The organism is Paraburkholderia fungorum (genome assembly GCF_046026025.1).
Taxonomy (GTDB): domain Bacteria; phylum Pseudomonadota; class Gammaproteobacteria; order Burkholderiales; family Burkholderiaceae; genus Paraburkholderia; species Paraburkholderia fungorum_E.
Genome location: NZ_JAQQFL010000019.1, coordinates 23,642 through 37,166 on the forward strand (window position 1 = coordinate 23,642; position 13,525 = coordinate 37,166).

Sequence of the window (13,525 nt, forward strand, 5' to 3'; positions counted from 1 at the left end):
AGTCACATCGATGCGTGGCCTTAGAAGCGGTCACGCGACTGTCGTTTTCATATCCATCCAAGAATTAGTTAGTTTGCCGACGCAAACTCATCTCGTATCGTTGCGCCAGATTTAAACAAATACAACATTGATACGGGAACTCGAAAAATGAAACGACTTTCTCTCCTCGCTGTGCCTGCCGGTCTTCTGTTTGCCGCCGGCGCTCAGGCACAAAGCAGTGTCACGCTGTATGGCATCGTCGATGCCGGTATCGCTTACGTGCACAACGCACAAGGCGCGAACGGCCAGAATCAATCCTCGCTCGTGAAGTTCAGCAGCGGCAATCTGTCCGGCAGCCGCTGGGGCCTCAAGGGTACGGAAGACCTGGGCGGCGGCCTCGCTGCGGTGTTCCAGATCGAGAACGGCTTCAACCTCGGTACGGGCGCGCTCGGCCAAGGTGGCCGCGAATTCGGCCGCAAGGCGGTGGTCGGTTTATCGAGCGGTACGTGGGGTACGGTCACGGCGGGACGTCAATACGATCCGGTCGTGGATCTGGTTCAAGGTCTCACGGAAGACAACTACTTCGGCGGCGTGTTCGCCACGCCCGGCGACCTCGACAACTACGACAACAGTCTGCGCGTAAGCAACTCGATCAAGTATGTGAGCCCGCTGTTCGCCGGCTTCCAGGTGGAAGCGTTGTACGGCGTGGGCGGTGTTGCCGGTGCAACCGGCAACGGTCAGACGTACAGCTTCGGTGCGGCCTATGCGAATGGACCGCTGTCGCTCGGCGCAGGTTACTTCTACGCGAATGGCGGCAACACCACCACCGCGAACGTGCGCACGTGGACCAGCAGTTCCGATTCGCTTTTCAACACGGTGATCAACGCGGGCTTTGCGAGTGCGAAGTCGATTCAGATTGTGCGTGTGGGCGGACAGTACGTAATCGGCGCGGCAACCATCGGCGCGGCTTACTCGAACACGCAGTACGCGAACGACGCGTTCTCCGCATTCCACGACACGGCCAAGTTCAACACCGGTTCGGTGTTCTTCAACTATCAGATCACCCCGGCCTTGCGCACGGGCGTGGGCTATAACTACACGTCGTTGACGGGTCCGAGCTCGGCGCACTACAACCAGGTCAACCTCGGTGCGGATTACGCGCTGTCGAAACGCACCGAACTGTACGCGCTGGCGGGCTACCAGAAGGCGAGCGGCAACACGTTGAACGCGAGCGGCAAGGTGGTGAGCGCGCAAGCCTCGATCGGCAGTTACGGCGTGAATTCAGGGACGAACAGCCAGGAATTGGCGATCGTCGGCATCCGCCACAAGTTCTGATTGCCTGATTGAACGGACCGGCTGCCTTGACGGCGGGCGGTCCGCCGAATACCTTCAAAACGCCTAAAGGTGAGAACATTCGGGAGTCGACGGCAATCGGCGATACGTGAGCCCACACGACTCATTCCGTCTCACCGTCCAGCAATTCCGACGACGACTCCCGCAAGCATTCGCTGAACAGATCCGCCGCCGGCGCGGAGGTATCGGCGCGCCACACCAGCACCACTTCACCCAACGGTTCAAGCGGCGCGAGCGGCAGTACGCGCATGCGTCCACGGCTCACATGATGCCGCGCGATCGACAGCGGCAGGATCGACACGAAGTCGCCGCCAATCAGCAGCGACAGATTCAATGTCAACGAACTCGATTCGACCGCGCCGCGATCGAACGGAATGCCTTGTCCGGCGAGTGTCTCGGCCAGCGTCGCGAACGCGGGTGAACCGCGCAGCGGCGTAATCCAGCGCGCCGTGCGCAGATCGTTCCAGTTCACCGGCAGGTCTACCTTGCCGAGTGGATGGCTCGCGCCCACGACAAACACAAACGGCTCGCGGTGCAAGGTCTGCTGGCGCAGCAAGTCCTGGTTGTCGGCGATGCGATTGCGGCCCAGGGCGAGATCGAGCTCGCCCTCGTCGAGCATCTTGATCAGCTTGTCGAGCGTCGCTTCCACGAACGACAGCGTGGCTGACGGCGCACGCCGCATGAAGAGTTCGACCGCATGCGCGATCAGCGGCTGCGGAATTGTCACGACCGCGCCGAAGCGCACGTGACCGGCCGTGCCGGTGGTCAGCGCGCTGACGTCGCGGCGCGCCAGTTCGATGTGCCGCAGGATTTCCCGGCCACGTGCGGCCATCACCTTGCCGATGCTGGTCAACTCGACCGCGTTGCCGACCCGTCGCGCGACCGGTACGCCGAGTGCTTCCTCAATTTCACCAATCTGCTTCGAAATGGCCGGCTGCGTGACGTGGAAGGCGGCCGCCACCCGCGTCACCTGCCCGAGCTCCGCGAGGCTCACCAGGATACGCAGGTGCGGCAGCTTCAAGCCACTGCGGAAGAAGCGGTCGATTGCGTCGTTTTCGGTGGTTGCCATTCGTGCGGACTCGGTGAACATAACTGAATGGTAATGACCTGCGCCGAAACAGTGATTTGCGGTGCGGCGCTCAACCCGGCTAATCTTCTGCATCGGCAGGACGGTAGAGCGGGAAGCGGGTGGGTCGAGCATAGCAGCTACGCACCGGCCGTATGACTCAGGGTATAACCGGAGCCGCTCCACGCGCCGCATCGCCGCGACCACAGCGCGCATCCAAGCGCGCGGAAGGAGACAAGCATGAGCACCCCACTGTATGGCGGCGCCGGGCAGCCCGCTGTGCCTGATCAGCCCGCGGAACCCGCGGAATCCCCAGAACGCATGGCGCTGTATCGCAAGCTCGCCTGGCGCATCGTGCCGTTTCTGTTTCTCGCGTTCATCGTCGCGTATATCGATCGCGTGAACGTGAGCTTCGCCAAGTTGCAGATGCTCACCGATCTCTCGTTGAGCGAGACCGTGTACGGCGCGGGCGCCGGTATCTTCTTTCTCGGCTATTTCATCTTCGAGGTGCCGAGCAACCTCATCTTGCATCGCGTCGGCGCACGCATCTGGATCGCGCGGATCATGGTCACGTGGTCGATCGTCTCGTGTCTGACGATGTTCGCGAGCGGCGCGACCTCGTTCTACGTGCTGCGTTTTCTGCTCGGTGTTGCCGAGGCGGGTTTCTTTCCCGGCATCGTGCTGTATCTGTCGACGTGGTTTCCGTCGAACCGGCGCTCGCAGATCATCGCACTGTTCATGGCGGCGATTCCGGTGTCCGGTGCGATCGGCGGTCCGGTGTCGGGCTGGATCATGCAGCAACTGGCCGGCGTGCATGGGCTCGCCGGCTGGAAGTGGCTGTTTCTGATCGAAGGGCTCGCCTCGTTGCTGGTGGGCATCGTGGCGTTCTTTGTTCTGCACGACCGCATCGAGTCGGTGAGCTGGCTGAACAAGGAAGAAAAAGCATTACTTGCGCGCGACCTCGAAACCGACGCGCTGACTCGTGCGCATCAAACGGTACGGGGCGCGTTTGCCAATCCAAAGGTGTGGCTGCTCGGTCTGCTGTATTTCTGCATCGCGATGGGCAACTACGGACTCGTCTTCTGGCTACCAACCATGATCCGCGCGAGCGGCGTGGTGAGTGTGGCGAATATCGGCTTGCTGTCGGCGGTGCCGTCGCTGATCAGTGCGGTCGCGATGATCCTGATCGCCCGTCACGCCGACAAGCACGACGAGCGCCGCAAGCACGTGGCCGTGTGCGCGGTGCTGGGTGCCGCCGGCATGCTGGCGTCGGTGCTGCTCGGCCAGCACGTGTGGCTCTCGATGGCGGCGCTGGTGGTCGCGGCGATCGGCATCAATTCGATTGCACCGGTGTTCTGGGGCATTCCGACGGCGCTGATGGGCGGCGTGGGCGCGGCGGCGGCCATTGCGGTGATCAATTGCACCGGCAATCTGGCGGGCTTCGTGAGCCCGTATGTGATCGGTTTTCTGAAGGACACGACCGGCACCTTGCTGCCCGGCATGATCGTGCTTGCCTGCGCGCTGGTGCTGGCCGCCGTGATCGTGCTGACGATGCCGGTCACGCGTAAAACAGCATGAGGAGAAAGAGGCATGACGCAGCAGGTTTGTATGGTCACCGGCGCGGCTACCGGCATTGGTGCGGCTACCGCGTTGCGCTTTGCGGGCGCCGGTTGGGCAGTGGCGATCGGTAACTTCGACGACAGCACGCGCGAAGCGGCGTTAGCCGTCGAAGCGCAATGCAGGCGACTCGGCGCCGAGACGATGGTGTTCGACGTCGACGTGGGTTCCGACGCGGCCTGTGTGAAAGCGGTCGACGCGGTGGCCTCGAAGTGGCGGCGCATCGACGCGCTGATCAACTGCGCCGGCACGACGCGCTTCATTGCCCATGGCGATCTGGCCGCCGTCGACGACATGGAGTTCGAGCGTGTATATCGCGTGAACCTGATCGGCATGTTTCAGATGACGCGCGCGGCGGTGCCCGTGCTGCGCGATTCGTCGACCGCTACGCATAGCACGGCGGTGATCAATATCTCGTCGCTGGCCGCACTCGACGGCACGGGTTCTTCCATTGCCTATGCCGCGTCGAAGGGCGCGGTCAATACGCTGACGCTCTCGCTTGCCCGCAGTCTCGCGCCGCGTATCCGCGTGAATGCGCTGGCGCCCGGCATGGTGGACGACGGTTTGCCGCGTCGCGTGCTGGGTGAAGAGGCCTACGCGAAGATCATCGACAGCATGACGAGTGTGGCACCGCTCAAGCGCGTATCGCAGCCCGGCGAGATCGCCGACCTTGCCTGGTTCATCGTCGCGCACGCGCCTTCGATGACCGGCCAGGTGATCGCCGCCGAGAACGGCATGTTGCTGAACGGCTGAACGGCTGAACGCACGGCACACGGACACAGCACACGGACAGGAAAAATCATGAGCAATCTCCACAAACACCGCTCGCGCACCGTCACAGAAGGCATCACGCGCACGCCGCATCGCGCCTTCCTGCGAGCGACCGGCATGGACGACGCCGCGATCGAAAAACCCTTCGTCGCGATTGTCGATACGTTCGGTGAGAACACGCCGTGCTCGATGTCGCTTGCAGCCGTGTCCGACAACGTGCGCCTCGGCGTCGCGGCGGGCGGCGGCGTGCCGATTCGCGGCTCGGCGATCTCGGTGTCGGACGGCACCTCGATGAATCATTCGGGCATGCGTTTCAGTCTCGTGTCGCGCGAGATCATCGCGGACAGCGTCGAGGTGTTCGTGCGCGCGCATTGCTACGACGCGTTCGTCGGCGTGGCCGGTTGCGACAAGACGCTGCCGGGCATTCTGATGGGCATGGTGCGGGTGAACGTGCCGGGAGTGTTTCTGTTCGGCGGCGCGATGTTGCCGGGCATCGCACCGGACGGCACGCAGGCGACGATTCTGACCGCGATCGAAGCGGTCGGCGCGGCGCAACGCGGCGACATGTCGCGCGAAACCTTGCGTGGCATCGAGAAGCGTTGCACACCGGGTGCTGGATCGTGCCCCGGCCAATTCACCGCGAACACGATGGCGATGGTCGCCGAAACGCTCGGTCTCGCGCCGCTCGGTTCGGCGATGGTGCCCGCGGTGTACAGCGAGCGCATTGCAATTGCGCGCTGGGCGGGCGAAACGGTGATGACCACGCTGAAAAACGGCGGTCCGCTGCCGCGCGATCTGGTCACGCGTAAGAGCCTGGAAAATGCCTGCGCCGCGGTGGCCGCCACGGGCGGTTCGACCAACGCGGCGCTGCACATCCCGGCGATCGCGCACGAGGCGGGCATCCGCTTTACGTTGGACGATGTGTCCGAGGTACTCGCCCGTACGCCGTTGATCGGCGATCTGCAGCCGGGCGGCAAGTATCTCGCGCTGGATCTGTATCACGTCGGCGGCGTGCCTGCGGTGCTGAATGCGTTGCTCGCGGGCGGCTTTCTGCATGGCGATACGTTGACGCAAACGGGCGAAACGCTCGAAACCGCGCTGAAGGCCTTTGCCGGTCCGGACGGCCGCGTGGTTCGTCCGCATAACGAGCCGTTGAGTGAGAACGCCGGGCTGGTGGTGTTGCGCGGCAATCTTGCACCGGACGGTGCGTGTCTGAAAACCGCGGGCCTGAAATCGCTGGCCTTTAGCGGCACCGCGCGCGTGTTCGAAACCGAAGAGGCGTGTATGTCGGTGGTGTCGAAGCGCACCTACCGGGAAGGGGACGTGCTGGTGATCCGCAACGAAGGGCCGAAAGGCGGCCCCGGCATGCGCGAGATGCTCAGCGTGACGGCGGCAATCTACGGCCAGGGCATGGGCGAAAAAGTCGCGCTGCTCACCGACGGGCGTTTCTCCGGTGCGACGCGCGGCATGTGTATCGGCTACGTCGGACCGGAAGCGGCGGCGGGCGGCCCGATTCGTCTGCTCAGAGACGGTGACCGGATTCACATCGACGCGCACAAAGGCACGCTCGACGTCGAATTGAGCGACGAGGAACTTGCGCGGCGTAGCAAGGAGCTGGTGCCGTTCACACGAGGTCGCCTCGGCGGCGTACTGGAGAAATATGAAGCGCTGGTGCGGCCGGCGAATCTCGGCGCGGTGACGCATTCGGGCGCGGTGGAGTGGCCGTATGAGGCGTCGATCGGCGAGGAGGAGGCATGAGCGCCGCCGTCGCACCGGATGCGCTGCGCGTCGGGTTTTGCGGCATCGGCAAGATGGGCGAACCGATGGCCTGGCGCCTGCTCGCGGCCGGGCACGCGTTGCGGGCGTGGAACCGATCGCCGGCGAAGCTGGCGGCGCTGGCCGCGGAGGGCTGCATCGTCAGCGACTCGCCCCGGCAGTTGGCCGAGGCAAGCGATGTCGTGATGCTGTGTCTCGGCGATGCCCATGCGGTTGAAGAGGTCGTCTTCGGCGCACAAGGACTCGCGCACGCATCGACTCCACCGCGCTTTCTGATCGACCATTCGACCATCGCGCCCACCGGGACACGACGCCTCGCCCGGCGTTGGCAAGAACTGACCGGCGGCGTGTGGATCGACGCGCCCGTGTCCGGTGGCACGGCAGGCGCGGTGACTGGCACGCTCGCGATCATGTGCGGCGGCGACACGAGCGATATCGCCGCAGTCGAACCGCTGTTGCGCGCCTATGCCTCGCGTGTCACGCGTATGGGCACCACCGGCGCGGGACAAGCGACCAAACTCGCGAACCAGGCGATTGTCGTGACGACCATCGCGGGCATTGCGGAAGCCTCCGTTCTAGCGCAGCGCGCAGGCATCGACGTCGCCGCGATGCCGGCCGCCTTGCGAGGCGGCTGGGCCGATTCAGTGCTGTTGCAAACCTTGATGCCGCGGATGCTGACACCGCCGTCGAGTCCATCGGGCACGATCCGCACGATGCTGAAGGATATCGACGCGGTGGCGGAGTTGGCGCGCGGGGCCAGCGCGCCGCTGCGTGCCGTCGGCGTGGTGCGCGAGCTGTTGCGGGATGCTGTTGATCGAGGACTCGGCGACGAAGACATCTCGCAGATCGTCCGGGTCCTGCGCGATCAGCGTATGCCGCATGAGCCGGAAATCAACAACGAGGATTGAGCAGGAGACCACTATGTCCAGTCTTGAATCCGCCAGTCTTACGCAAGAAACCCCGGCGCGGCTTACGCGCTCGCAGTGGCGCATGATCATTCTCGCGAGCCTGGGCGGCGCGCTCGAGTTTTACGATTTCGTGGTCTACGGCATCTTCGCGCAGTTCATCGGCCGCGCGTTCTTTCCGACGCACGATCCGATTGTCGGCCTGATGCTGTCGTTCGCCGTGTTTGCGGTCGGTTATCTCTCGCGGCCGGTCGGCGGTGTCGTGCTCAGCTATTTCGGCGACAGGTACGGACGCCGGCGCGTGTTCATCGTGTCGGTGATCGTCGTGTCGATGTGCACGATCGGCATGGGTATCGTGCCGACCTACGCGACGTGGGGCATCTGCGCGACGCTGTTGATGATCCTGCTGCGTCTCGTACAAGGCTTCTGCCTCGGCGGCGAGTTGCCTGGTTCGATTACCTACGTGGTCGAAACGGTGCCGCGGCGTGCGGGACTCGTGTGCGGCATCGTGTTTTTCTGCGTGAACTCCGGCGTGCTGCTGGCGGCGGCCGTCAATCTCTCGGTGCATAGCTTTCTGAGCGGCGACGATGTCGCCGCTTACGGCTGGCGCATCGCATTTCTGTTCGGTGGCGCAATCGGTTTGCTGAGTTTCTGGCTGCGTCGCAAGCTCGAGGAAACGCCCGCATTTGCCGAGATGAAACATCTCGCCGCCAGGCATCCGCTGGCAGAACTGTTGCGCGAGCACTGGCGGCCCGTGTTGCTCGGCATCGGCACGACAGCGGTGGTCGCCGCATTTAACGGCCTGCTGTTCGCGCACATGCCGGCTTATCTCGATCGCGTGTTGCACTACGATCCGCGTCGCGTGGCGATCGGGCAGAACGTCGGTCTCGCGGTGGTGTCGACGGGCATTCTGCTGTCCGGCTGGCTCGGCGACAAGCTGCCGAGGCGCTTTGTGCTGCGCTTCGGCTCGCTGCTCCTGATGGCGCTGAGCTATCCGTTCTACCTGGCGGCGAGCCGCCATACGACCGATGTCGTACTGCTGCTCGCGCTCGCGGGTGTGGCCGCGTGTCTTGCCAACGGCACGTTCGCCTGCATCATCGCCGACATGTTTCCGACGCGGGTGCGTTTCAGCGGCGTCGCGCTGACGTTCAATGTCAGCTTTACCGTGTTCAGCGGCACGGCGCCGTTGATTGCCACGTGGCTGATTTCGTCGACGGGGAATGTCGCCGCGCCTGCGTATTTCATGGCGGCGTGCGCGGCGCTCTCGCTGGTCGCGAGCTTTGGATTGAAAGCGGTGAGCGGGAAAATCGATTCGCGCTCGGGCGGCTGATACCGCTCAACGGATGGTGCCGTTGAACGGCACCATCGTTCATGTGCCGATTCGGGCAAAGCCCGAAATCATCTCGCTCATTGCCGTGAGCAACGCCGGCCAGGAACGCGCCTCTTACCTGGGTATGCAGAATACCCGACCTCCTCTAAAGGTGAGGGTTTGCGGGAGTAGCCTGTTCGAACCTATCGGTGCCCCGCCCAGCATGCCTTTGCGGCGTACCATTCTGCTCGAAAGGTGAGCGTTTTCGGGAGCAGCCGGAAGTGCCCTTTGCGTCGAGCCCCAACCACTCCGTGCCAAAGGTGAGACTTTTCGGGAGCGAGCGCGCACATCGTGCGGTGGCGTTGCGAGCGATCCCATACCACGTTCCGCGTTGAAAGAGTTGGGAAGAAATTGCCAACCTTGGGGGCTGTTCCGCGTTTTGAGATGACCTGCCTACAGGGAAGATGGCGACGCGGACGACAAGCGGTCAGCGGATTTGCTATTCCCGCAAGCCATCGCCTGTCTCTGAAAACCGATCGTCTCCTGGAATCAGTTGGATGAGTCAGCACATTCTTTTTGTTGGCGCCGACGCCGGCTTAACGGCCGTGGTGGGCGAATCTTTACGCGGGCAGGGCTGCGGCGTGTCCGCTCGTCCGCATTGTGCCGGGCTGAAGCACGTGGTCGAGACAGAGCGGCCGGCGTTGCTGGTGCTCGACATCTCGGCGCCGCACGGCGACGGTCTTGCGGTGTTGCGCGACTTGCGCATGAGCGGCAACGATATGCCGGTGATTTTGCTGTCGGCGAGCAGCAAGGCGATTGATCGCGTGATTGGTCTTGAGCTCGGCGCCGACGATTTCATGAGCAAGCCCGCCGACCCTGCCGAACTGCTCGCCCGCATTCGCGTGTTGCTGCGCCGGCGCGGCGCACTCGCGCCAGGCGCGCCGGAAACGCGGCCGCCCTATCGCTTCGGACGTTGCGAGCTGAACTTTTCCGCGCGCGAATTGCGCCGCGATAACGAGCATTTTGCGCTGCGCAGCTCCGAGTTCGCGTTGCTGAAAATCTTCGTCAATCACGCGATGACCGTACTCACACGCATGCAACTCAACGAGAAACTACGCGGCAATAGCGTGCTGCATCAAGGGCGCAGCCTCGATGTATCGATCTGGCGGTTGCGGCGGCTGATCGAGATCGATCCTTCCGAGCCGCGCTATGTGCAGACGGTGTGGGGGCGCGGCTATGTGTTCGTGCCGCACGGCGAGATTGGGGCGGCCGAGCGCGACGCGATGGTTGCGCCCGGCGTGTGATCGGTGTGATCACGGTGATCACGGTGGGTGTCGGCGTATTGGTGTATCTGCCGAAAGGTGAGGTTTTACGGGAGCGTGGCGCGCGTGTCAGCCTTGCTTCGCAACTTCACGAATGTCGGCTACCGGCGTTTGTCCGAATGCGTCGCTGAAGGCGTAGTCAAGCAACTGGGTCGCGCATTGCTCAGGCGTCGAAAGTTGTCCGTTGCGCTTGAGGTCTTCGAATTTTTCGCGCATTGGGAACTGCTCGGTGCCGCTGCCGCGAATTTCCGCCTGCATATTCGTATCGATGACACCCGGCGCCAGGCTGCAAATACGCAGCGCACGATTCGCGTCGAGTGCAACGGCGCGCGCGTGATGATCGAGCGCGGCTTTGGTCGCGCAGTAGATGCTCCAGCCCGGATACGCATTGCGTGCCGCGCCGCTGGAAATATGCACGATGCGCCGATCGGTTGCGTCGACGCTGGCTGCGGCGAGCGCGCTTGCCAGCATGAGCGGCGTAGCCACGTTCAGGCTCACGGCAGTGGCGATATCCGCGGCGTCCTGGCCTTCGATCGGACCGATCGGCTGAACCATGCCCGCGTTGTTGATCAGCAGGACGCTCTGCGCGCCGCTGACGAAACTGCGCAGTGCATCGGTTGCGACCCATTGCGCGACGTGTGTGGGGTTGGCAAGTTCGAGTTCGATTTCTTCGAGCAGCGCCGGAAAACGCTCCTTAAGCGTGGCGTGACGCGAGCGGGACAAACCCAGTACCGCGACGCCGCGCGCCAGCAGTTGTTCGGCAAGAGATGCGCCGAGGCCGCGAGTGTGGCCGGTAACGATCGCGCGGATGGGAGAAGAGGTGGACATGTCGTTCCTTGTGATCGTTGGCTTGGGAAGACCGCTATTTTCGCACGCAACGTTTCAGGCTTGCAGCGGCGCCGTTCTTCGAGCCGTATTCCGGCGGCGTCCTGGCCGCCCTTGAGCCGCTGGCATGCCCTGCGCCTATACCGTCGTCACGCCTCCTGCATATCCTCTTCACGTCTCGTTCACGCAGAGCGAAAGCGCTCGCGATACTGCATCGGCGTGACGCCGATCCGCTTCGTGAAGACAATGCGCATCCGGTCCGCCGTGCCGAAGCCGCAGTCGTAAGCGATTGTCTTGAGCGCCGAGCCGCTGCTTTCGAGCAACTTGCGCGCCGCGTCCACGCGTGCGCGCTCGACAAATTCGTGCGGCGTCACCTTGGTCTCCTGCACGAACACACGGGCGAAATTCCGTGCGCTCATGCCGGCGACGTCCGCCAGTTGTTTGACCGTAAAACTATCGCCGATCTGCTCCATCACGTGCGCCTGCACTTTGGCGACCGGCGAGGTGTTGTCAGCGGGCGCGGTCAGGTAGGGGCTGAACTGCGATTGGCCGCCTTGCCGCTGGGCAAACACCACCAGCCGTTTGGCGACGGCGAGCGCCGTATGCGGCCCGTGGTCCTCGGCGACCAGTGCAAGCGATAGATCGATGCCTGCCGTCACGCCGGCCGACGTGACCAGGTTGCCGTCGCGCAGATAGATCCGGTCGAAATCGACATGTGCGCGCGGAAACTGCTCCGCGAGTTGCGCCGCGTGCTGCCAATGCGTGGTGACCTTGCGCGCGTCGAGCAGTCCGGCATGGCCGAGCGCGAACGCGCCGGTGCAAATCGAGCCATAACGCTCGCATTGCGTGGCGACTCGCGACAACCATTCCAGCAAACGGGTATCGGGCGCGGCATCTTCAGGCAGCGCGGGGCCGCCCGCGACTAGCGCAAGACCAAACGGGCGACGTGCCTGCTCGAATGTGGCATCGGCGATCAGCGTCATGCCGTTGGACGCACGCAGCGGACCCGGCTGCGCGCTGAGCAGCGTGACCTCGTAGCGATCCTGCGGCGCGATGAACCGGTTGGCTTCGGAGAACACATCGACTGGACCGGCGACGTCGAGCGCCTGCACGCCAGGAAAGATTGCGATCGCAACGGTAGGCATCGAATGATTTCCTTTGACGATGAACGGAATCCGCAACCCGCGGCAGTCAACGCGGTGCGTTTGGCAGGGTTCAACGGTTTGTGGCGATTGTCCGCGGCAGCGCGCCGACCAATACTGAAGCCTATCGGACGCGCTGCCTGAACGGTCAGAAAAAGCATCGCGAACCAGCATACCAAACGCGCTATCCACTCACAAAGACCGCGCGCCCGGTTCATTCAAGTCTTTCATGGAGCACTTCACATGACCACGATCGCAGGCATCCAGATCCCCGACAGCATGATGGCGCGCGAAGCCACGCAACTCGTGCGCGATACCGAAACCGAACTTTTGTATCACCATTCCCGCCGCGTGTTCCTGTTCGGCTCGCTGGCGGGCGCGCGCAAGCAGCTTAAGTACGACGCTGAGTTGCTGTACATCGGCGCGATGTTTCACGACATGGGGCTCGTCGCGCCGTATAGCAGCGAGCATGATCGTTTCGAGGTGGACGGCGCGAACGCGGCGCGCGATTTTCTGCAGCGCCATGGCATCGGCGAAGCGGATATCGAGCAGGTGTGGAATTCGATTGCGCTGCATACCACGCCTGGGATTCCGCAATATATGAAGCCGGTGGTGGCGCTGGTGACGGCGGGCGTTGAAATGGACGTGCTCGGTCTCGCTTACGACGAGTTCAGCGAACAGCAGCGCCATGAGGTGACGCATGCCCATCCGCGCGGCGCCCATTTCAAGGAAGGCATCATCGATGCGTTCGCGCAGGGCACGATCCACAAACCGGAGACCACTTTTGGCAATGTGAAGGCGGACGTGCTGGCGCTGAAAGACCCGCACTACCATCGTGAGAATTTTTGCACGATGATCTTGGGGTCGGCGTGGAGGGATTAATTAGTCGGCTTGCCGCGGCGAAAGTGACAGCCGCACAGAAGAAATATTATCCGCACCGAATTCATTTAACGTGTCATTTCCAGTAAGCGCTAACGACTAAGCCACTGAAACACCCGGACGATCGTGCATGGCGGCCAGCCCCGGGTGTTGCATTCTCAGACCCGGCATGTGCAACGGATCGACCGCGGCAAGCCAGTCTGAGTACCTGAATGTCGCTTATGCAGCCCTTGTTCAGACCGGGCTGCTCACGTAAGACTGGAGATGAAATGAAATCGATCCGAACCGTACTGATGTGCGGACTGCTGCCGCTCGCGCTTGCAGCGGGTTCTGTGCAAGCCCAGGGAATAGGGCGCGCCGGCACCTATCTGATGCCGGCTGAATACAGCATGATGATGGACAAGCTGACACCTGAACAGCGTACTCAGGCCATCGGCATCCAGCAGAAAATGATGCAGATGGACATGGAGTATCAGGACACAATGGCGCAGATGGAGATGAAGCACGCGCATGAAATGATGCAGATGCAAAATCAACTGCTGGACATTTTCAAAGGCCATTGAATCTCGTCGCGTCTCGAC

Annotated in this window: 12 protein-coding genes; 9 read left to right on the forward strand and 3 right to left on the reverse strand. The window is 63.0% G+C overall.

All coding sequences use genetic code 11. From position 1 onward, the window contains the following. The first annotated feature begins 147 nt into the window (after positions 1–147). On the forward strand, positions 148–1,314 hold the full coding sequence (locus PQR67_RS20970) for a porin (RefSeq protein ID WP_408463358.1): 1,167 nt from the start codon (positions 148–150) through the stop codon (positions 1,312–1,314). 121 nt (positions 1,315–1,435) lie between these two features. Here the strand turns inward: PQR67_RS20970 and PQR67_RS20975 are convergent, their stop codons facing one another. Continuing rightward, on the reverse strand, positions 1,436–2,401 hold the full coding sequence (locus tag PQR67_RS20975; RefSeq protein ID WP_408463361.1) for a LysR family transcriptional regulator: 966 nt from the start codon (positions 2,399–2,401) through the stop codon (positions 1,436–1,438). 237 nt (positions 2,402–2,638) lie between these two features. On the opposite strand from PQR67_RS20975, the gene PQR67_RS20980 reads away from it, so the two are divergent. From PQR67_RS20980 to PQR67_RS21005, 6 genes are all read left to right on the forward strand, one after another. Then, positions 2,639–3,976, forward strand: coding sequence for an MFS transporter (locus tag PQR67_RS20980; protein WP_408463364.1), 1,338 nt, complete (start codon positions 2,639–2,641; stop codon positions 3,974–3,976). 12 nt (positions 3,977–3,988) lie between these two features. Beyond that, positions 3,989–4,768, forward strand: coding sequence for an SDR family NAD(P)-dependent oxidoreductase (locus PQR67_RS20985; protein WP_408463367.1), 780 nt, complete (start codon positions 3,989–3,991; stop codon positions 4,766–4,768). 48 nt (positions 4,769–4,816) lie between these two features. Next, positions 4,817–6,544 (forward strand): dihydroxy-acid dehydratase, encoded by a 1,728-nt coding sequence (ilvD, locus tag PQR67_RS20990; protein WP_408463370.1) that lies wholly within the window; start codon positions 4,817–4,819, stop codon positions 6,542–6,544. Further along, on the forward strand, positions 6,541–7,470 hold the full coding sequence (locus PQR67_RS20995; protein WP_408463373.1) for an NAD(P)-dependent oxidoreductase: 930 nt from the start codon (positions 6,541–6,543) through the stop codon (positions 7,468–7,470). Before ilvD ends, PQR67_RS20995 begins: the two co-directional genes overlap by 4 nt. Before the next feature lie 13 nt (positions 7,471–7,483). Continuing rightward, on the forward strand, positions 7,484–8,797 hold the full coding sequence (locus PQR67_RS21000) for an MFS transporter (protein ID WP_408463375.1): 1,314 nt from the start codon (positions 7,484–7,486) through the stop codon (positions 8,795–8,797). A 536-nt stretch (positions 8,798–9,333) separates the two neighbouring features. Then, complete coding sequence (locus PQR67_RS21005) at positions 9,334–10,080, forward strand: winged helix-turn-helix domain-containing protein (protein WP_408463378.1); 747 nt, start codon at positions 9,334–9,336, stop codon at positions 10,078–10,080. 87 nt (positions 10,081–10,167) lie between these two features. On the opposite strand, the gene PQR67_RS21010 is transcribed toward PQR67_RS21005, so the two are convergent. After that, a complete protein-coding gene (locus tag PQR67_RS21010) occupies positions 10,168–10,926 on the reverse strand; it encodes an SDR family oxidoreductase (RefSeq protein WP_408463381.1) in 759 nt (252 codons plus the stop codon). 179 nt (positions 10,927–11,105) lie between these two features. Next, complete coding sequence (locus PQR67_RS21015) at positions 11,106–12,068, reverse strand: GlxA family transcriptional regulator (protein WP_408463384.1); 963 nt, start codon at positions 12,066–12,068, stop codon at positions 11,106–11,108. Positions 12,069–12,308: 240 nt separating this feature from the next. Here PQR67_RS21015 and PQR67_RS21020 point away from each other — a divergent pair, with 240 nt between their 5' ends. Both PQR67_RS21020 and PQR67_RS21025 read left to right on the forward strand, forming a co-directional pair. Then, positions 12,309–12,947, forward strand: a complete 639-nt coding sequence (locus tag PQR67_RS21020) for an HD domain-containing protein (RefSeq protein ID WP_408463387.1) — start codon at positions 12,309–12,311, stop codon at positions 12,945–12,947. Positions 12,948–13,213: 266 nt separating this feature from the next. Next, positions 13,214–13,507 carry a hypothetical protein gene (locus tag PQR67_RS21025; RefSeq protein ID WP_408463390.1) on the forward strand — a complete coding sequence of 98 codons (294 nt, stop codon included), beginning with the start codon at positions 13,214–13,216 and terminating at the stop codon, positions 13,505–13,507. The last annotated feature ends 18 nt before the right edge of the window (positions 13,508–13,525 follow it).